Source organism: Petralouisia muris, assembly GCF_004793545.1.
GTDB lineage: Bacteria > Bacillota > Clostridia > Lachnospirales > Lachnospiraceae > Petralouisia > Petralouisia muris.
On sequence record NZ_SRYA01000005.1, the window covers coordinates 22,237 to 42,865 of the forward strand.

The 20,629-nt window shown below is 45.9% G+C and carries 19 protein-coding genes and 1 pseudogene; 18 read left to right on the forward strand and 2 right to left on the reverse strand.

Annotated features, from left to right (window positions below; genetic code table 11):
- Positions 1-4 precede the first annotated feature (4 nt).
- From pseC to E5329_RS32080, 5 genes and pseudogenes are all read left to right on the forward strand, one after another.
- Positions 5-1,216, forward strand: a complete 1,212-nt coding sequence (pseC, locus tag E5329_RS03370; RefSeq protein WP_135988191.1) for a UDP-4-amino-4,6-dideoxy-N-acetyl-beta-L-altrosamine transaminase — start codon at positions 5-7, stop codon at positions 1,214-1,216.
- 154 nt (positions 1,217-1,370) lie between these two features.
- Positions 1,371-2,411: a pseudaminic acid synthase gene (gene pseI, locus E5329_RS03375; RefSeq protein WP_330571926.1), complete on the forward strand. Its 1,041-nt coding sequence runs from the start codon at positions 1,371-1,373 to the stop codon at positions 2,409-2,411.
- Between the two features lie 89 nt (positions 2,412-2,500).
- Positions 2,501-3,142: a GNAT family N-acetyltransferase gene (locus E5329_RS03380; RefSeq protein WP_168356502.1), complete on the forward strand. Its 642-nt coding sequence runs from the start codon at positions 2,501-2,503 to the stop codon at positions 3,140-3,142.
- A gap of 316 nt (positions 3,143-3,458) precedes the next feature.
- Positions 3,459-4,502, forward strand: a complete 1,044-nt coding sequence (gene pseG, locus E5329_RS03385) for a UDP-2,4-diacetamido-2,4,6-trideoxy-beta-L-altropyranose hydrolase (RefSeq protein ID WP_135988194.1) — start codon at positions 3,459-3,461, stop codon at positions 4,500-4,502.
- Between the two features lie 22 nt (positions 4,503-4,524).
- Positions 4,525-4,755, forward strand: a pseudogene (locus E5329_RS32080) (9-O-acetyl-N-acetylneuraminate esterase); the annotation flags it as partial.
- Here the strand turns inward: E5329_RS32080 and E5329_RS03395 are convergent.
- Positions 4,754-5,749: a LacI family DNA-binding transcriptional regulator gene (locus E5329_RS03395; RefSeq protein WP_135988195.1), complete on the reverse strand. Its 996-nt coding sequence runs from the start codon at positions 5,747-5,749 to the stop codon at positions 4,754-4,756. The pseudogene E5329_RS32080 and the gene E5329_RS03395 sit on opposite strands and share 2 nt — an antisense overlap.
- 379 nt (positions 5,750-6,128) lie before the next feature.
- Here E5329_RS03395 and E5329_RS03400 point away from each other — a divergent pair, with 379 nt between their 5' ends.
- The 7 genes from E5329_RS03400 (at position 6,129) to yaaA (ending at position 12,802) form a co-directional block, all read left to right on the forward strand.
- Complete coding sequence (locus E5329_RS03400; RefSeq protein WP_135988196.1) at positions 6,129-7,412, forward strand: galactokinase; 1,284 nt, start codon at positions 6,129-6,131, stop codon at positions 7,410-7,412.
- A gap of 110 nt (positions 7,413-7,522) precedes the next feature.
- Positions 7,523-9,028: a UDP-glucose--hexose-1-phosphate uridylyltransferase gene (galT, locus tag E5329_RS03405; protein WP_135988197.1), complete on the forward strand. Its 1,506-nt coding sequence runs from the start codon at positions 7,523-7,525 to the stop codon at positions 9,026-9,028.
- Between the two features lie 208 nt (positions 9,029-9,236).
- Entirely contained in the window at positions 9,237-9,923 is a 687-nt protein-coding gene (locus E5329_RS03410; protein ID WP_135988198.1) for a fibronectin type III domain-containing protein, read from the forward strand.
- A complete protein-coding gene (locus tag E5329_RS03415; protein WP_135988199.1) occupies positions 9,914-10,426 on the forward strand; it encodes a hypothetical protein in 513 nt (170 codons plus the stop codon). The genes E5329_RS03410 and E5329_RS03415 overlap by 10 nt, the downstream gene beginning before the upstream one ends.
- Before the next feature lie 18 nt (positions 10,427-10,444).
- Positions 10,445-10,699, forward strand: coding sequence for a hypothetical protein (locus E5329_RS03420; protein ID WP_135988200.1), 255 nt, complete (start codon positions 10,445-10,447; stop codon positions 10,697-10,699).
- A 16-nt stretch (positions 10,700-10,715) separates the two neighbouring features.
- Positions 10,716-12,053, forward strand: coding sequence for a GTPase HflX (hflX, locus tag E5329_RS03425; RefSeq protein WP_135988285.1), 1,338 nt, complete (start codon positions 10,716-10,718; stop codon positions 12,051-12,053).
- Complete coding sequence (gene yaaA, locus E5329_RS03430; RefSeq protein WP_330571929.1) at positions 12,050-12,802, forward strand: peroxide stress protein YaaA; 753 nt, start codon at positions 12,050-12,052, stop codon at positions 12,800-12,802. The genes hflX and yaaA overlap by 4 nt, the downstream gene beginning before the upstream one ends.
- Positions 12,803-12,883: 81 nt before the next feature.
- Here the strand turns inward: yaaA and E5329_RS03435 are convergent, their stop codons facing one another.
- Positions 12,884-15,139 (reverse strand): LTA synthase family protein, encoded by a 2,256-nt coding sequence (locus tag E5329_RS03435; RefSeq protein ID WP_275442968.1) that lies wholly within the window; start codon positions 15,137-15,139, stop codon positions 12,884-12,886.
- Positions 15,140-15,436: 297 nt separating this feature from the next.
- Here E5329_RS03435 and E5329_RS03440 point away from each other — a divergent pair, with 297 nt between their 5' ends.
- Genes E5329_RS03440 through E5329_RS03465 form a run of 6 tightly spaced genes read left to right on the forward strand, consistent with a single transcriptional unit; the run spans position 15,437 to position 20,612 of the window.
- A complete protein-coding gene (locus tag E5329_RS03440; RefSeq protein WP_135988202.1) occupies positions 15,437-16,762 on the forward strand; it encodes a bifunctional folylpolyglutamate synthase/dihydrofolate synthase in 1,326 nt (441 codons plus the stop codon).
- Complete coding sequence (gene folE, locus E5329_RS03445; RefSeq protein ID WP_135988203.1) at positions 16,752-17,309, forward strand: GTP cyclohydrolase I FolE; 558 nt, start codon at positions 16,752-16,754, stop codon at positions 17,307-17,309. The genes E5329_RS03440 and folE overlap by 11 nt, the downstream gene beginning before the upstream one ends.
- Before the next feature lie 3 nt (positions 17,310-17,312).
- Entirely contained in the window at positions 17,313-17,855 is a 543-nt protein-coding gene (locus tag E5329_RS03450) for an HD domain-containing protein (RefSeq protein WP_135988204.1), read from the forward strand.
- Positions 17,856-17,869: 14 nt separating this feature from the next.
- Positions 17,870-18,703 (forward strand): dihydropteroate synthase, encoded by an 834-nt coding sequence (gene folP, locus E5329_RS03455; protein WP_135988205.1) that lies wholly within the window; start codon positions 17,870-17,872, stop codon positions 18,701-18,703.
- A gap of 59 nt (positions 18,704-18,762) precedes the next feature.
- Positions 18,763-19,626: a 2-amino-4-hydroxy-6-hydroxymethyldihydropteridine diphosphokinase gene (gene folK, locus E5329_RS03460; RefSeq protein WP_135988206.1), complete on the forward strand. Its 864-nt coding sequence runs from the start codon at positions 18,763-18,765 to the stop codon at positions 19,624-19,626.
- Positions 19,626-20,612: a leucine-rich repeat protein gene (locus E5329_RS03465; protein WP_135988207.1), complete on the forward strand. Its 987-nt coding sequence runs from the start codon at positions 19,626-19,628 to the stop codon at positions 20,610-20,612. Before folK ends, E5329_RS03465 begins: the two co-directional genes overlap by 1 nt.
- Positions 20,613-20,629 lie beyond the last annotated feature (17 nt).

Sequence of the window (20,629 nt, forward strand, 5' to 3'; positions counted from 1 at the left end):
GAACATGGAAAAATTGGCAATTAATGGCGGCTATCCGGTTCGTTCTGGAAAAATATATTATGGAAGACAGTGGATTGACGAGGAGGATATTCAGGCTGTGTCAGAGGTGCTGAGAAGCAGTTTTATCACCTGCGGGCCGAAGGTGGATGAGATGGAGCGGACTCTGGAAACTTATACAGGGGCGAAATATGCGGTGGCAGTGTCCAATGGGACGGCGGCTCTTCACTGTGCATGTATGGCAGCGGGCATTGGAGCGGGGGATGAGGTAATCACAACGCCCCTTACTTTTGCAGCAAGTGCAAATTGTATTCTTTACTGCGGTGCAGTTCCCGTCTTTGCGGATATTAATCCTGAAACCTATAACATTGATCCGGAAAGCATCCGTGCCCATATCACAGAAAAAACAAAAGCGGTGATTGCAGTTGATTTTTCCGGCCAGGCAGTGCAGCATGAAGAAATTCGGGCGATTTGTGATGAATTTCATTTGGTGTTTATTGAGGACGCGGCCCATGCAATTGCCACAAAATATAAGGGGAGACAGGTGGGGAGCCTTGCAGATTTAACCACATTCAGTTTTCATCCGGTAAAAACTATTACAGGAGGAGAAGGGGGCGCTGTGCTGACCAGTCAGGAAAAATTATACCGGAAACTGGCTCTTGCCCGTACCCATGGCATTACTCATGAAGCATCCATGATGGAAAATCCTGTTAAGGAGGGCCCATGGCATTACGAACAGATTGCATTGGGATATAATTACCGGATTACTGATTTCCAGGCGGCCCTGATTGTAAGCCAGATGAAGAAACTGGATGGCTTTGCGGCCAGAAGAAAAGAGATTGTGAAAAGGTATGATACAGCATTTTCAGAGCTTTCGGAACTGATTCTTCAGAAAGAAATTCCAGAATCAGATACCTGCAGGCATTTGTATATCATCCGATTAAGGCTGGACAGGCTAAGCTGCAGCCGAAGGGAATTTTTTGATGCAATGGGGGAAGAGAATGTGCAGTGTCAGGTGCATTATATTCCCGTGTACTGGTTTCCGTATTATCAGCGCCTTGGATATAAGAAGGGGTTGTGTCCCAACGCAGAAAAGGTTTATGAAGGAATTATGAGCATTCCCATTTATCCGGCTATGACGGATCAGGATGTGGCGGATGTGATTCATGCAGTGAGGAAAGTGACGGAGAATTATAAACGTCCGCTGTCGTCTCTGTAAATGAAAAATGTTGCAGCAGGCTCCAATCGGTGCAATTTGTTCCAGAATTTTGGCAGAGAAAGAGTTTTTATACCCGTAAGCCAAATGATTTGCCAACAAGTTTTCGCTATTTCAAAATTTCTTCGTAAGGAGGGTGTTATACAGGATGTTTCGGATGTTTGAGAAAATTAATTGCGGCTTGCCTTATTTCATTGCAGAAATAAGTGCAAACCATGCAGGAAAATTAGAAAATGCTTTGGAAATTGTTCGCAGATCAGCGGCGGCGGGAGCGAATTGCGTAAAGATACAGACCTATACGGCGGATACCCTGACAATTGACTGCGGAAATGAGCATTTTATGATTGATGGTGGATTATGGGATGGATACAGGCTTTATGATTTGTATCAGGACGCCGGGACTCCTTGGGAATGGCAAGCCCGTATCAAAGAGGAATGTAAAAGGTGCGGAGTGGATTTTCTGTCAACGCCATTTGATGACACGGCAGTGGATTTTTTAGAGCGGATAGGCTGTGAAGCATACAAAATAGCAAGCTTTGAGTTGGTGGACATTCCATTGATCGAATATGCCGCGTCGAAAGGCAAACCAATGATCCTTTCCTGCGGCATGGGCAGCCCGGAGGAAATACAGGATGCCGTAGACTCCTGCCGAAGAGTTGGAAACAGCCAGATTGTTTTACTGAAATGCTGCAGTGAATATCCTGCAGATTGGGCGGATATGCATTTGGGGAATATTCCGGATATGAAGCGGCGGTTCGGCGTGGATGTGGGATTGTCGGATCACAGTATGGGAAGTATGGGCGCAGTGGTAGGAGCGGCATTGGGGGCATGTGTGATTGAGAAACATGTTTGTCTGTCAAGAGACATTAAGAGTCCGGACAGTGCATTCAGTATGGAACTGGATGAGTTTGCCCAAATGGTGCAGGACGTGCAGAATGCAAAATTAATCGCCCGGGGACCGGACTATGCGTTGTCAGAAAAGGAGAAAAATTCTCTGGTTTTTAGAAGGAGTTTATTTGCGGTTAAGGACATAGCAATTGGCGAAGAACTGACCGCACAGAATATTCGCAGTATTCGTCCCGGACAAGGAATAGCGCCAAAATATATGCCTGCACTTGTCGGGAAAAAAAGTAAACGGGCAATTCAAAGAGGCGAACCAATTACACGGGAAATCCTAGAAGAATTAAGGAATTTTTGATTCTTCTGAATTAGAAATATAGGAATAGTTTTTAGATGGAATGTAATATTTAGGTACAATGCGTTATGTCCAAGCCAGGAGGAATGGAAATGGATAATTGCAAGGGGGAAAATAAATTTCACACCTTTGAGGTGTGCAGCGTGAATGCCAGAGCGTCCAGACTGGAGGCAGAGAGGCTGATTTTGGGTGAAATCACAGAAAAGGATACTCCGCTGATTGTCAAATGGCGCTCAGACCCAAAAGTGTACCGATATTTTTTCTCGCCCCATCCATTGACAGCGGAGGAGCATCTGGACTGGTACAAAAATCAGTATTTGCATCAAAATAACCGGGTGGACTGGATAGCAGTAGAGAAGGTAACAGGAAAGCCTGTCGGCATTTTTGGCATAAAGAGGGAAAAAGTCGGTGATACCGAAACGGAGGTAAGCTATCTTCTTGCGCCAGAATTTCGAGGAAAAGGGTACGCCGCTGAAGCAGTGGATCGAATTCTGAAATTTGCATCAAAACAATGGCTCTGCCATAGCGCAGTTGCGAGAATTCATGGGGACAATCAGGAATCCATCAGGTTTATTGGGAACCTTGGATTTGTATGGCTTGAGACAGTAGGAAATTTTGTTACGTATCGGAAAACGCTCGTCAAAAAAGACGATAAGGGATGGAAGAAAAAAGTTGTCCAGCCTTTCTTTCCCCACCGAAAAGAAAACCGTATGTCCTTCCATCTCCAGCTTTGAAATTAAAAAAACACGCTGTATACACCAACCGGAAAAAGGTAATTTTTCGGCGGTCATTTCTGTTCCGCAGCTTTTTCCTCAAATGGCCTAATCTTGCATAGATAATCTCTATCGTTAAATGGACAATCGAGTATATGGAAAATGAAATAAATGTTTTCTGAAAGATAACAGGAAAAATAGTTTCCAAAATCGAACAAGTCTGTTACAATGATGAAAAAGACAAGGTTTTAGAGAATCCAGGTATTACAACGGAAAATGTAAGACGCAGACAAAATGGATTCTATAATCGGAATGTTTGTCAGCAGGAGTGAAAATAATGAAAAAAATATTATTCCGTGCCGACGGAAACGCTGCAATCGGCGCAGGCCATGTGATGCGCTGCCTTTCCATCGGAGCGGCAGCCAGGGAACTGGAAATCGAATGTGTATATGTGACAGCGGACCCTTCTTTTGAAAAAATGATTCAGGAGAAGGGATTTTCCTGTATGGTAATGAATACGCTATATTCTGATATGGATAGTGAATGGGCGGCTCTGGAACATATCTTAAACCAATATCAGCCGGATACTGTGTTTGTTGACAGCTATTATGTGACGTCAGAGTATCTGAAACGCCTGAAACAATACGGTAAAACAGTTTATCTGGATGATGTGCTGGCTTTTCCCTATCCGGCGGATATCCTGATCAATTATAATATTTATGCAAAAAGAGGGGACTATGAATCTTTGTATTCCGGTGAAAATGTAACTATGCCCAGGCTGCTTTTAGGAACCAAATACGTTCCGCTGCGCAAAGAATTTCAGCTTTCAGAAGTTTTGCCTGTCCGGGAACCTATGGAAAATATTCTTGTATCCGTTGGCGGGGCGGATCCGGAGCATATGGCATTAAAATTCTTAAATTGTTTTATTCAGGACAGGGAACTGGCGGGCCGCTGTCAGTTTCATTTTATCCTGAATTCCCTGGAGCCGGACAAGGAGGAAATCAAAGAAATTGCCGCCCGTCATCCCTGGATTGTTCTCCATGAAAATGTGCAGCGCATGTCAGAACTAATGCTGAAAAGTGATTTGGCGGTATCAGCGGCAGGCTCTACCTTGTATGAATTGTCAGCCTGCGGAGTGCCAGCAATTACTTATGTGCTGGCGGATAATCAGATTCTTGGGGCCGCAGAGTTTGAAGCCCAGGGAATTATGATAAATGCAGGGGACTGCCGAAAGAAACCGGATTTTCTGGCAGGGGTATGCAGGGAATTGAAGCGTTTGGCTGCAGATTGCGGCCGGCGGAAAGATATGGCTGAGAAGGGTAGGAAAGCAATGGATGCAGCGGGAGCGGAGCGGATTGTTAGAGAGACAGTGATACAGTGAATAAGGACATTGACAGCAGGCGATGATTGATGAAGCAGACAGCGCTTCCAACCATTCGGCATTTTTGGATTTTCTGTCACAGCTTAGGGTTTTGTATCTTTCCAGAAAGAGGTATCCGGTATTTCAATCTGTAATTCTGGCAGGTGTCTATGATATCAAAAATTTAAAACAGAAAATCAGGACAGATGGAGAACATAGATATAATAGTCCCTGGAACATTGCTGCCGATTTTAACGTGGACATGAATTTTTCTACAGTTTTCTGCAGGACTGGCGCTCCACCAGCCGGCAGGGGAGCTGTATCTTCATGGCGGTTGCCGGCTGCAGTTTTAAAATATTGAACACAATATTAGCCCCAAAATTTCCCATATCATAAGCCGGCGCATGTATGGTTGTCAGGGGCGGCGCGGTAAAGGCAGACAGGCTGGTGTCATCAAAGCCCACCAGTGAAATGTCATCCGGCGCCCGAAGCCCTTTGTCATTTAGCGCCCGAAGGGCGCCAATGGCAATGGGATCACTGGAAGCAATTACAGCAGTGGGGTGCGTTTCTTGTTCCAACAGCCGGTGCATCATCCGGCAGCCGGATTCTGTGGTAAAGGATTCCTCCTGAATGTAAGGTAAGAAATCCAGTCCATGTTTCCTGCAGTAATCGGTAAAAAGCTTTCTGCGCACATCTGGAAAAAGAGTGCCGTCTGCCAGATATTCTTTTCCCCCCAGGAACCCGATTCGGCGGTGCCCAAGGGAAGTCAGATAATCAAGTCCAAGCTTCATAGCGTGTTCGAAATCCAGCGTGATGGTGGAAACATTTCTGTCCTCCACAAGCATATCGAGAAAAATAATGCTGTTAGTCAGAGCGCGGAACTGTGCAATTTCACTGTTGCTGAATTTCCCTACGCAGACTAATGCGTCTACATGTTTCAGTGCATCCATATAATTCACATCAGCCTTGTAAGTCCGGATCACATGGATGCAGTTCTGCATACAGAAATCCTCAATGCCCTGGCGGATCAGAAGATAATAATTATCCTCCATTTCCTGCTGGGGAGAAAACCACTGGACGATGCCCAGGGTATAAGCAGATTTGCTGGAGGCCCGGGACTTTTTCTTATAATTCAGGGCATGGGCAATATCCAGAACTTTTTGACGTGTCTCAGGGGAGACGTTCAGCGTGGCGTCATTATTTAAAATTCTTGAAACAGTAGCCGGGGAAACTCCTGCGGATACTGCAATATCTTTGATGGTTGTCATAAATTCCTCCCAAAATATATTCCAATACCTGCTGTTTGGCCAGGCAGGTTCTTCTCATTCTCTGAATTCAGTATAGCAAAAAAATTCGAAAAATGGAACTGCTATTTTAGTAAATTTACTAAATTTTTTTGAAAGCTGCATAGACAAAACAGAAACTTTCCAGCAAAAATTTTAAATAAAATTTACTAAATATATTGACTGTTTACTAAATGCCTATTATAATGTCTTTATACATACAAACATACTTATTTGCCAGATGATTTGCTGTTTTTCCTGAACTAGTGAGAAGCTGTTGAGAAATCAACTGGCTTACAGAGATAATAGCGTAGAAAAAGACCTGAAAAGGTGAAAATAAAAAAGAAAGGCAGGGCAAAATCTGATGAAAGAAACAAAAGTATTACTGGAGGAATTTGCAGCAAAGAAGCATCAGGAACGTCTGAAGGAGATTTATGTGGACGCAGCCGTTCTGGATTACCAGAATGAGCGTTATCAGGAGGCAATTCGTAAGTATGAAGAATTGTTTGGCCCAGGGGAAGCAGCGCTGTACAGTGCGGCAGGCAGAAGCGAGGTGGGCGGCAACCACACAGACCATCAGCATGGAGAAGTGCTGGCGGCTTCCATCAACCTGGACGCCATTGCAGTGGTAGGCAAGTCTAAGGAGCCTGTGATTAAGCTTCTCTCCGACGGATATCCTATGATTACGGTAGACCTTTCCCAGCTGGAGAAGAGGGATGCGGAAGAAGGCACCTCTGCCGGGCTCATTCGGGGAATGGCGTACGGACTTAAGAAAAACGGCCATGAGATTGGAGGATTTCAGGCGTATGTAACCAGTGACGTGTTAAATGGAGCGGGAATGTCAAGCTCTGCCGCCTTTGAAGTGCTTGTAGGCACAATTCTTTCCGGCCTGTACAATGGGATGTCCATTAGTCCGGTGGAAATTGCCCAGGTGGCGCAGTATGCGGAAAATGTATATTTTGGCAAGCCCTGCGGCCTGATGGACCAGATGGCGTGTTCTGTAGGGGGCCTGATCCATATTGATTTTGCAGATCCGGAGCATCCCATTGTGGAGAAAGTGGACGTGGATTTCAGCGCGTACGGCCACAGTCTCTGCATTACAGACACCAAAGGCTCTCATGCAGATTTGACAGATGATTATGCTCTGATTCCCCAGGAAATGAAGAAAGTGGCAGGTTTCTTTGGAAAAGAATTTTTGCGGGAAGTGGATGCAGAGGAATTTTATAAAAATGTTTCCGGTCTCCGTAAGGAATGCGGCGACCGTCCAGTACTGCGGGCCCTGCATTTCTTTGAAGAGGATAAGCGGGTGGAACAGGAAGCGGCAGCGTTAAAAGCAGGGGATTTCCAGGGATTTTTAAATACTCTGCAGGAGTCCGGGGATTCTTCCTTTAAGTATCTTCAGAATATTTACACCAATAAAGATGTACAGAATCAGAGCGTTTCTATGGGGCTTGCCATAAGCGATACCATCCTTCCCGGTCATGGAGCCAGCCGTGTCCATGGCGGAGGATTTGCCGGAACCATACAGGCGTTCGTGGCAGATGATTTTGTGGAAGAATACAGACAGGCCCTGGATAACCTCTACGGCGAAGGTTCCTGTCATGTACTGAAGGTACGGCCTTACGGCGGAATAAAAGTATTAGACTGATTTACCATGAGGAGGGACCCAGCGTATGCCATAAGGAGCCCGCTGGTCTGTCCCTCCTCATAATGTTACATTTCATATAACATTTTAATGAAAGAAAGGAAGAGACTCTTATGGTTAACGAAGCAATCAAGAAATTAGTCTGCTACGGATTAGAACACGGCCTGATTGGCGAAGAAGATATCATTTTCACCACCAATCAGCTGTTGGAAACCCTGAAGATCGACGAATACGAAGAGCCGGAAGAAACCTACAAAAATGTAGATTTGGAAGCTGTTCTAAAGGAACTGTTAGACTATGCTTACGAGCACGGCGTACTGGAAGAAAACGGCGTAGTGTACCGTGACCTGTTTGATACGAAGCTGATGGCCCAGATGATGCCCCGCCCCAGTGAAGTGCTTGGAAGATTCTGGGATATTTACCACAAGGACGGCCCGAAGGCGGCTACAGATTTTTATTATCAGTTAAGCCAGGACAGCGACTATATCCGCCGTTACCGGATCGCAAAGGATGTGAAATGGAAAGCCCAGACTCCTTACGGGGAAATGGATATTACCATTAACCTTTCGAAACCGGAAAAAGATCCCAAGGCCATTGCAGCCGCCAAAAATGCAAAGCAGAGCGGATACCCCAAATGTCTGTTATGCATGGAAAATGAAGGGTATGCCGGACGCATTAACCATCCGGCAAGGCAGAACCACCGGATTATTCCGGTTACCATCCAGGACAGCCGCTGGGGATTTCAGTATTCTCCCTATGTATATTACAATGAGCACTGCATAGTGTTCAATTCCCAGCATATTCCGATGAAAATTGAACACGGCACATTCTGCAAGCTTTTTGATTTTGTGAAGCAGTTTCCTCATTATATTGTGGGTTCCAACGCAGATCTGCCAATTGTAGGCGGCTCCATTTTAAGCCATGACCATTTCCAGGGCGGAAGTTATGAATTTGCCATGGCGAAAGCTCCAATCGAACGGGAATTTACAGTCAAAGGCTTTGAGGATGTCAAGGCAGGCATTGTGAAATGGCCTATGTCGGTCATTCGGATTGCCGGCGAGGATACGAAACGGCTGATTGCTTTCGCAGATAAGGTATTGGCGGCATGGAGAGGCTACACCGATGAAGACGCATTTATTTTTGCGGAAACAGACGGGGAGCCCCACAATACGATTACGCCTATTGCCAGAAAACGGGGAGATTTGTATGAACTGGATTTGGTTCTGCGCAACAATATCACTACAGAGGAGCATCCTCTGGGCGTATACCATCCTCACGCAGAGCTGCATCACATTAAAAAAGAAAATATCGGCCTGATTGAAGTAATGGGCCTTGCGGTGCTCCCAGCACGTTTGAAGGATGAAATGGAAACATTGGCAGACGCCATTGTAAATAAAAAAGATATCCGGGCAGATGAAACCATTGAAAAGCATGCAGACTGGGTAGAAGAATTCCTTCCGAAATACGGGGAAGTGACCAAAGAAAATGTGATGGATGTGTTACATAAAGAAATTGCATTGGTATTCAGCAAGGTGCTGGAGCATGCTGGCATGTATAAGCGGGATGAAGCAGGGCAGAAGGCATTTGATAAATTTACGGAAAGTTTGAATCAGGAATAGGATTTGGAAACAGGTTCTCCCATGTTACATTATTGGTATATGGGAGAGCCTGTTTCTTTTTTTTGCAGCTTTCATGGTTCTTTTATGGTTGTTAAGTATAAAAAATCATGTTACACTACAATTGGAAGATATAAAAATCAGGAGATGACTTAGTTGAAAAATTTAAAAAGAACAATGAGTCTGGTCCTTGCATTGGCGCTGTGCCTGTGTGAACCAGGTAAGATGCAGGCGCTGGCGGCAGACAGACGGATATTATGAATTTCAGGCGTCATCACAGAAGCTGCAGGATACAGAATATATCCGGGTAGAGTATTCTAATCACAAGAACTTTAAAAACAGCGGGAAGAATTTTACCTGGGAAGCGGAGCGGACGGGAGACGTTATTTTACAGTCTGTGCGGGCTGGAGACAGACATACCGCCAGGGGGTATCACAGATATCAGGGGACAGAGCAGGCGTACCGTGTATATTTGGGATATTTTTCGCCGGGGGAGACCGTTTATGTCAGGGCAAGGATCTACAACAGAGGCTACCGCCTGAATGATTCCGAGACGGCAGAAGACAGATTTTCAGAATATAAGACGCTGGCTTGCAAGCTTCCAGAGATAGAAATGGGAGTGGTGGACGCCGTAGTGACCTCAAATAGCATTATGCTTTCCCCCTCTTTGGAAGAAGGGTGGGTAACAGGTTTTGAATTTCAGAAAAAAGTGAAGGGCGCATGGGTGAAGCTTGCAAAACAGACTGGAAGTGCTTCCTATAAGGACAGTAATTTAGAGCCGGGGACTTCCTATTCCTACCGTGTCCGGGGGTATGCCTATAACCAGCGACCAAGAAAACCACTTATACAAAATGGCAGAAAGCAGACGCTCATACCTGGGGCAGTGCATTGCAGCTGAAAGCAGAGGCAAAAGGCGCAGATTGGGTAAAGCTGTCCTGGAATAAGATGACAGGAATTAAAGGATATAAAGTACAGGTAAAGGATGCAGCAGGAAACTGTAAAGCTTATAAAACATTGAAAGCTTCTGCGTTTAAAATAACTTTTCCCAAGGTGAAGGCAGGAAAATCAGCCGTGACTTACCGTGTGGGTTTGGACAAAGCGGTTCTGGTGGAATTTGTGAAACTGGTAACAGAGGGCGCACTGCAGGTAAAACCGGAAGATGTGAATGTGGCGCAGGACGGCGCCGTAAGCTATGAGTATGAAAATGAGAATGTCTATGGATATGCAACAGACGTCTCCGGTCAGATTGTCCCCGCCCTTTATGAGGCCCAAAATACGGTGGTTAGTTCCAGAATCACCGGGACAAAGGTAAAGGATGCTGCAGTTACGGTCAAGGGCCTGGTGCCGAAAACAGAGGAGCAGCTGGCTCTTAGCAAGGATACGGGAGCTTTTTGTCAATAAGCCAAAGATACGGCAGGAGTGCTCCAGACAGCAGAGGCAATCTTAAAAGAAGGCGCCGGAAAAGGAACCACCTATTATTATGTGGTACGGACCGTTGCCGGAGGAAAAGGGAATATAGGAAATGCTTACAGCGTGGGATTTTCCAGGCCAGTAAGCGCAGTCTATACCTCTGTGGAAGTAAAAGCTGCCATAAAGCTGGAGGTGAGAAATACTTTGGAGGAATGTGCAGTTCTTTCTTATCAGGCGGCAAAAAATGCAGATGGCGGTAATTAATCGCCGTCTATATGGAATGGATGAAAAATCAGGAGAAAAGGAGGATTATAGAATTATCGAAACGAAAAGAAATACAGAACCATTTCAGATAGAAGAAGTTACAGAACAGGTCATCTTGGCGGGCGTAAGCTTTCAGGAGAATGACGATACGGAAGCTTCCCTGTTGGAGCTGGCAGAGCTGGCAGAGACAGCTGGAGCCAAAGTTCTTGGAAGTGTGATTCAAAGCAGGGAGCATATTCATCCAGGCACTTATCTGGGAACCGGAAAATTACAGGAGCTGCGTCAGATGGCTGCAGAGCTTGGAGCCACTGGAATTGTCTGTGACGATGAATTGTCTCCGGCACAGCTGCGGAATATGGAACAGGAACTGGAGTGCAAAGTGATGGATCGGACTTTGCTCATTCTGGATATTTTTGCCGCCAGAGCGTCCACCAGCGAAGGAAAAATACAGGTGGAGCTTGCCCAGCTGAAATACAGAATGACCCGGCTGACCGGACTGGGCCTTTCTTTGTCCAGGCTCGGCGGAGGGATTGGAACCAGGGGACCGGGGGAAAAAAAGCTGGAAATGGATCGGAGGCTGATTAAAAACAGGATCGCGCAGCTGAACCGGGAATTGAAGCAGGTGAAAAAGCACAGAGAAATTAACAGAGGACAGCGGGAAAAAAACCGTATGAAGGTAGCTGCAATTGTAGGATATACCAATGCCGGCAAATCTACCCTGCTGAATCGTCTGACCCATGCATCGGTGCTGGAAGAGGACAAGCTTTTTGCCACGTTAGACCCGACGACCCGCAGCCTGAAGCTGGAAAGCGGCCAGGAAGTCCTTCTTACAGATACCGTGGGATTTATCCGGAAGCTGCCCCATCATCTGATCCAGGCCTTTGGCAGCACTCTGGAAGAAGCGAAATATGCGGATATTATTATCCATGTGATTGACGCATCCAATCCCCAGTGGGAGAAGCAGATGCAGATTGTATATGAAACACTGGAGCATTTAGGGGTGTCAGGAAAGAAACGGATTACTTTATGGAACAAGCAGGATAAGGTCACAGAGAAAGAATTGTTCAAAGATCCTCAGGCAGACAGGATGTTTCAGATTTCAGCGAAGACAGGAGAGGGGCTGAAAGAATTTCTGGAAGCATTAGAGGAAATTCTGCGTGAGGATAAACAGCTTTTGGAAGGCATTTTTTCTTATGAAAAGGGAAACCGGATTTCGGCAATCCGTAAATACGGAGAACTTCTGCAAGAAGAATACAGGGAAGAGGGAATTTATGTGAAAGCCTATGTTCCGGCGGAGTTGTATCCGAATCTGGAAGTGGATATGAGTAAAATAAGGGAGCAGGGGCTGCAATGATGAAGATTATTATTTCTCCTGCCAAGAAAATGAAACAGGACACAGATACTATGGAATATTATGGTATGCCTGTATTTTGGCAGGAGGCGGAATATCTGAAGGAATATCTGAGGGGACTGGATTATCAGCAGGCAAAGGAAATCTGGAAATGCAATGATAAAATTGCAGCCCTGAATTACGAACGGTTTGCCCGGATGGATTTATCAGAGAATCTAACGCCGGCCTTGTTATCCTATGAAGGAATCCAATATCAGTATATGGCTCCGGCCGTCTTTGAGGATCAAGCCTTTCAGTATGTGGAGGAGCATCTTGTGATTCTCTCAGGATTCTATGGGCTGCTGAAGCCTTTTGACGGAATTGTGCCGTACCGGCTGGAGATGCAGGCGGCAATTCATCTTGGGAATTATCGGAATCTCTATGATTATTGGGGAAATAAGATTTATCAGGAAATTTTCCGGGAAGCAGAAGTAGTCTTAAATCTTGCGTCCAAAGAGTACAGTAAATGCATTACCTCCTATCTGCAGCCAGGGGACAGGATTCTTACCTGCCGCTTTGGGGAACTGAGAGGGGGAAAAGTGGTGGAAAAGGGAACACAGGTAAAAATGGCCCGAGGAGAGATGGTTCGGTTTCTGGCGCAGAATAAGGTAGAAGATACAGAGACAATCAAAGAATTTCGGGGATTGGGCTATCGATATGAAGAAGAATTGTCAGACGAAGCTGTCTATGTGTTTCTGAAGGAAAAGAACTGATTCTTTCCATTTTTTGAAAGAAAAAAGGGATGTCGGGAAAAGCTTCATTTCCTGACATCCCTTTCTTGCGGTAAATCTGAATTAATTGCCGTTTGCAGCCGAAGCGTCTGTCGGATTCGCTGTAGTGTTTGTTTGCTCCGGGGCTGTTTGCTGGATAGAATCGCCGTTCTCTGCCTGGGGCTCTGCAGAATCTGTTTGCTCCGGAGTGTCCGGCTGTTCTAAGGAATCTTCCTGTTGGGCGGGTTTTTCCGTCCGGTTGCCATTTACAGCTTTGTCAATGCTGTTGGGGGTGTTTTCCGTTGTGTCGTCTACTGGTATTTCCTCGGAAGGATGCGGTGTATCGATCAGAGGCTTCAGATAGGAAATCTCATTGGAGGTACGGAAAATTGTTTCCGAGGAACCCATCTGGTTTACCACCAGGGTATTAACGCCGTCGCTGAAATGGCTTGTGGAAATCTTTAGTTCACTATCACTGATAAAGGAGGTGGAAATGCGTGTATCGTTTACAAACACTTTACTCCAGGGAGTGAAATTTGTTCCATAAATATGTAAGCCGTCTTCCAGCGTCTCCACACGTTCTAAGGTAACGTCCTGCACGCCCATCTGCAAATCAGAAGCAGGGTAAAGGTCCTCACCCTGATATGCGTACCGTTTGCCATAGAGGATATCATACTGCAGAAGTTCCATATCTCTGGAGTAATCCTCTGTAATCTGATAGCTGCCGCTCTGATGAAGGGAGAACATGGTTCCTTCATGGATGTTTGCCTGTTCCGTGATAGCCGCAAGTAATTGATAAGAAGTTAAATTCTGATTTACTTTCTGCATTCCGAAGTTGTTCCAGGTCACATATTTGGTGTTAAAGATGCTCTGGCTTTTCATATCTTCATCGGTCAGGCCCATGGTGGGGAGATGGTCTCCGAACAACACAACCACCGTTTTTTCCTCCCGTTTGGACAGCATATCCGTCAGGTTGGCAATAAATTTATCCACTTCGTGAATCTGATTCACATAATATTCCCACTCGTTGTTTTTGGCTTCATTTTCTGCGCCGGTTACGGTAATTTCCGGATTTTCAATAACTTTTTCCGTAGGGTAAGCGCCGTGTCCCTGTACGGTAATGGCATAGACGAAATCCTGCTGCTCCGTGGAATTTAAAGCTTTTTCCACTTCACCGATTAAAATATCATCGGTAGGCCATGTGCCAAGGGGCGTATATTCCTGAATATTCATCATTTCCTTGCTGATAAAGCTGTCAAAACCCATTTGGGTAAAGGCGTTTTTCCGGCTGTAGAAATTGCCGCCGTTGTTATGTACCACATGGGTGCCGTAACCCAGGTTTGTTCCAAGGTCGGAAGCAATGCTTTCACAGGAGGTGGATTTCAGGATAGTTTTGTAGGGATATTCTCCCAGTCCGAAATATTTCATGCCCATTCCTGTAAGGATTTCAAATTCTGTATTGGCAGTTCCAGCCCCTACCACCGGAACCGTCAGATAACCGGAAGAATAATTGTTGTACAGGTGATCAAAATTAGGCGTGGGATTCTCTGAAAAATTCAGGAAATTGATTTCTTTCGGATCAACAAAGGATTCCAGCAGTACACAGATGATATTGGGAAGCTCATTGGAATCGGAAGCTTCCGTATTTACCCTGGAAAGAGCCTCATCCACGGTCTCCTGTGAGTAATCCCGGGGCGCTGTCATGCCTTGATCCATCACGCTGGCGGAAAAGCTGTATACAAAACCATAATCCTCATAGCCCTGGGCAATGTTTTCAAAGTAATCTGCCAGAATATTGTTGCTGACAGCTGCCTGGGTTACCATGGGAATAAAAAATGCGAAAATTCCGATGGCTCCGATGCTTGCGAAACGGTTCTGCTTTCCCTGATATTTGGGACCTTTTTTCCACAGTACAATGATTCCTGCCAGGACGAACGCCACAAGAAGAATTACGGCAAGGGCCTCTCCGTTGCTGAAATAGTTGCTCTGCATAGTAAACAGGTCGTTAATCAGTTTTACGTCTGTGTATGTAAAAGGCGTAACGCGCTTTGCCAGGATGCATCCGTTAATGGTTCCAAGGAACAGCCATGCCACGCTAATGACGGTACGCATCAGCGCCCTTCGGCGGAAAAAATACACCAGATGCAGCGAGGTGAATACAATCATTGAGTTATATAAAAACGCCAGGCCTCTGTCAAAGGTAAACTTAAATGCGCCGATAAAAGAATGCCTGGAGATGATTTCAATAACAAAGCAGACTACGCAGGCCAATAGGTAATGGAAAATCAGAGAATAGCGGTTGAGGAAAGCTACCAGCTTTTCTTTCTGTTCCGGCTTCAAAAAATGCTTTTTCTCCCGGACCCTTCTTTTTTCACGAAAAGCCTTGTATTTTGTCCTGGTTTTTTGTAAAGTGTTTTTTGCAGTATGAAACATTGTGTCACCATCCTTAAGTTATATTAAAATTCCATATGTGAACTAATTGTAAACAAAATATGAATCTGATTTTTCCATAGCAAAGATTAGCCTATTTTCTTAAAAAAGTCAACTGGAAAACGAAAATTTTATACTTATGATAATAAAATTTAAGAATTTCTTTAGAAATGGCAGTAAGAAATATAATTCTGGAGGGAAGCAAACATGTCAGAGTGTGTATTAACAGAGAAAGAAATACAGGAATTCCTGGATGAAACAGGAAAACTTGGAAGTGTCCTGGGGCTTGAGAGCATTCGGGAACTGATGAACGAGCTTGGAAATGTGCAGGAGAAACTGAATGTCATTCATGTGGCGGGAACCAATGGGAAAGGCTCTGTGTGCGCCATGGTTGCTACCGTCTTGCAGGAGGCCGGTTACCGGGTGGGGATGTATACTTCTCCGGCGGTGTTTGGCCGAAGGGAGCAGTATCAGGTGAATGGGCAGCTTATTTCAAAACAGGAATTTGCAGAAATTTTTACCAGCGTCAGGAATGCATGTGACAGAATAAAGGCGAAGGGCGGCCAGCAGCCTACGTTGTTTGAGGTGGAAACGGCGGCGGCTTTTCTGTATTTCTACCGGCAGCGCTGTCAGGCGGTTCTTTTGGAAACCGGAATGGGAGGCGCTCTGGACGCCACCAATATAATAAGGAAGCCTTTGGTAAGCGTGCTGACCTCCATCAGTATGGATCATATGAAATTTCTGGGAAACAGTCTGGAAGAGATTGCCCGTGTGAAAGCCGGAATCATCAAAGAAAACGGCTTTGCGGCGGCAGTCAGGCCCGGACAGGAGCAGGTGAGAAAGATACTGGAGGAGGTTTGCCGAAAGAAAAAAGCCGTTCTTGTTTACGCAGAGAAAGAAAAGGCCCAAAATATGCATATGGAAAAGGAATTCCTTTGCTTTTCTTACCAGGAATACGGAGAAATCCGTCTGTCCATGCAGGGGGCGTATCAGATAGAAAACGGGATATGCGCCATAGAAGCGTTGGAAGTCTTAAGAAAACAGGGCTTTCAGATTGGAACTTCCCATATCCGGCAAGGACTGGAAAAAGCCCGGTGGGCGGGGCGTTTTTCCAGATTGAGCCAAAAGCCGCTGGTCATGATAGACGGAGCCCACAATGAGGATGCAGCGAAAAAATTACGGGAAACTTTGAAAATTGGTTTTACAAATTACAAAATAATCTATATAATAGGGGTACTTGCAGATAAGGAATATGATAAAATGCTGAGAATTATGATGCCGTTGGCATGGAAGGTTTTTACAGTTACGCCGAATCATCCCAGGGCATTAGACGGGGCAGTATTGGCCCAAAAGGCGAAAGAGTATCATTCTGACGTCGTCTGCTGCGGAACAATTTCAGAAGCAGCCAGCCAGGCTTTTGACTGTGCAGGAAACGAGACAGCGGAAGAAAAAGTGATGATTCTGGCCTTTGGTTCCCTGTCCTATCTGGGAGAAATCAGGGAAATTGTAAGGAGAACAGGTTATGATAGATAAGGAGAAAATTGAACGGGCCGTTACCCTTTTGCTGGAAGGCATCGGGGAAGATGTGAACCGGGAAGGACTGAAAGAGACGCCGGAGAGAATTGCGAGAATGTATGAAGAAATTTTTGCAGGATTGGAGGAGACGCCAAAGCCTTACTTGAGCAAAACTTTTTCCGTGGAGGACAGCGGCATGGTTCTGGAGAAGGATATTGTGTTTTATTCCACCTGTGAACATCATCTGCTGCCTTTCTATGGGAAAGCCCATATTGCATATCTTCCTGACGGAAAAGTGGTGGGACTGAGCAAGCTGGCCCGGACCGTGGAGGTATATGCCAGACGTCCGCAGCTTCAGGAGCAGCTTACAGTTCAGATTGCAGATGCATTGATGGAATATTTACAGCCCAAGGGGGTTATGGTAATGGTAGAAGCAGAACATATGTGCATGACTATGCGGGGCGTGAAGAAGCCGGGAACCCAGACGGTGACCCTGGTAACCAGAGGAAGATTTGCAGAGGAGAAAGGGCTTAAGGATGAATTCTGGCGGATGATGGGACGATAGAAAATGAAATATGTAAACCGATTATTACAGGAAACCGAATATCTGCAAATGATAAAAGAACTGGAGCAGAAAGAGAAAGAACGAATTTTCTGCGGGCATGGCCTGTCCCATGCTCTGGATGTGGCCCGTATCGGGTGGATTCTGGCATTAGAAAGGGGACGGGAAGGGACCAAGGAGTCTGGGGAAGCCTTCAAGGAGAAAATTTATCTGACGGCTCTGCTTCACGATCTGGGCAGGCTTCAGGAGATGAAGCATGGAATTCCTCATCACAGGGCAGGAGCGGCTCTTGCCGGAGAATTATTGGAGCAGATCCAGTATCCCCGAAAGGAGCGAAATGATATACTGGAGGCAGTGTCAGGGCATCGGGGAGAGCAGCAGGTTATTCCAGCCTCCGATTCAGAATGTCGGATAGAGCAAAAATCAAATATAGATTTTATTAATTTAATCAAGGAAGCCGATAATCGTTCCCGGAATTGTTTTTGCTGCAGTGTCCAGGAAGGGTGCAATTGGAGTGAAGAGAGAAGAAATCAGGGAATTTTCTGGTAGAATGGGAGGAAAACATGAAGATTGGAAACAGAATTTTTGAGACAGAGAAGCATACCTATGTGATGGGCATATTAAATGTAACGCCGGACTCCTTTTCTGATGGAGGAAAATTCAATCGTTTGAATCTGGCTCTTGCCCATGTGGAGCAGATGATAGCAGAAGGGGCGGATATGATTGACATTGGCGGAGAATCTACCAGGCCGGGGCATCAGCAGATTACAGAGGAAGAAGAAATCCAGCGGATTGCCCCGGTGGTGGCCCAGGTAAAATCAAGATTTGATATTCCGGTTTCCGTTGATACATATAAGGCGAAAGTGGCCCGAGCCTGTCTGGAAGAGGGGGCCGATCTGGTGAACGATATCTGGGGGCTGAAATATGATCCAGATATGGCCGGGCTGATTAGCGAATGGAAAGCGGCTTGCTGCCTGATGCACAACCGGAATGAGGCAGCTTACCATAATTTTATGGAAGAAATGAAAGAAGATTTGCAGGAAACTCTGACAATTGCCAGGAATGCTGGGATTGCAGAGGATAAGATTATTTTAGATCCGGGCGTGGGTTTTGGAAAGACTTATGAGAATAATTTGGAAGCAATCTGCAGGATAGAGGAGCTGCATTCACTGGGCTGTCCGCTGCTGTTAGGAACCTCCAGGAAGTCTGTCATTGGCCTGGCCCTGGATCTTCCGGTAGATGAGCGGGTGGAAGGAACGCTGGTTACCACGGTGCAGGCAGTTCTTAAGGGGTGTGCGTTTGTCCGGGTTCATGATGTGAAAGAAAATAAAAGAGCCGTCCGGATGGCAGAGGCCATCCGGGATGGATGGCGCAGAGAGCAGGAAGAGCTGTCATAAGGCTCTGACTGGGACATGCAGATACGGGAAAATACAAACAGGAGTTTGGGAGGACGGCAATGAAGGAACAGGCGCAGGATAAAATTCATATCAGACAGCTTGAAGTGTTCGGAAAGCACGGAGTGTTTCCGGAAGAGAACCGATTGGGGCAGAAATTTGAAGTGAATGCAGATTTATATATTTCCACAAGAGAAGCTGGATTAAAGGATGATTTGACAAAATCAATTCATTATGGGGAAGTCACACATTTTATGGCGTCTTTTATGACAGAGCATACCTTTCGACTGATTGAAGCCGCGGCGGAGCAGATGGCCAGGGCTGTGCTGCTTGCGTTTCCGTCCATGGAGAAAATCAGGTTGGAAATTAAAAAGCCCTGGGCGCCCATCGGGCTGCCGCTGGAATCAGTGTCGGTGGAAATTGAACGGGGCTGGCATCGGGCTTTTGTGGCTGTGGGCTCTAACCTGGGAGAGCGGGAGGATTACATTGCCATGGGTCTTGAGGCTTTGCGAAAGAGCCAGGACTGCAAGGTGGAGCAGGTATCACAATTGATCGTGACGAAACCCTACGGAATGACCAGCCAGCCGGACTTTTTGAATGGCATGATAGAGCTTCGGACGTTGTTTAGCCCCTGGGAATTGCTGGAATTTCTTCAGAACATAGAGTTGGAAGCCGGACGGGAGAGGCTGGTGCACTGGGGGCCGAGAACCCTGGATTTGGATATTATATTTTATGATGACTGTGTGATTGATACAAGGAATCTCACGATTCCCCATCCAGATATGCAGAATCGGGGATTTGTGTTAAAACCTTTGGCAGAATTGGCGCCTTATCGGAGGCATCCCCTGTTCCATAAAACGGTCAGTCAGATGCTTATGGAACTGGAACGGCAGGAAAATGGCATAACAGCAAAGAGGATAGAGTGATGACAGAGGGACGGCAAAAAGGACAAGAATGGAAAAAGGACAGCCAGGAGGCTGGAGTGGATCAGGAGTTTTCTTATCAAAGGGTGAAAGACGGAATCTGTATTCTGCGGTGTTATGGAAAAAACGGCCGGATTACGATTCCAAAACAACTGGAGGGAATGCCGGTGACGGAATTGTCCGATTACGCCTTTGCAGAGGACATGGAACAAGAGCCGGAGTATCATGGGGAACTTACCTGCATCAGAGGCCCTTTGCTGGAGGAGCTGTATCTGCCTGGGACGATTCAGCGGCTGGGACGATATGTATTTTATAACTGTATCCGGTTTTATAAATTGTCCTTTTACAGCAATATTGCATTTATGGGAGCAGGGGGATTTACCGGATGTGAACAGCTTTCTCAGCTTGTGATGCATCAGGCAAAAGGAAGATCCTGCCTGCGGGAAATTCTTCAGGATTTGAAGCAGGCGGTAACAGTGGAATGTTATCCGGCTGACAGGGAGGCGCCGCTCTGGCGTCTGGTATTTCCGGAATTTTTTGAGGAAGCAGTGGAAAATACTCCCGCAAGGATTATTTCTACTCAGACTCATGGAATGGGCATTCAGTATCGGAATACGTTCCGGGATACGCAGATTATATTCCAGGAGTATGATAAACTGTTTGAAATGGGAAAATATAATATAGATTTTATAAATATTCCGAATATGGCAGTTTCAAGGCTGATGTTTCCTTTTTGTTTGGAGGATTCTGCCAGAGAGGAATATGCCGGATGGCTGCGGCAGTATTGGAGGGAGTCTTCTGCCTGTCTGCTGGAACAGGAAAGCAGCGAAGCATTGCGTTGGATGGCGGAAGAATTTGCGGACACAAGAGAGGAATTGGAAGGAATCATACAGACAGCCAATGACAGGAAGGATACGCAGATGATAAGCTGTCTGATGAATATTCTCCATCGGAGATTCCCGAAAAAAATACGGCGCTTTTCCTTATAAGATTTTTCCTTATAAGT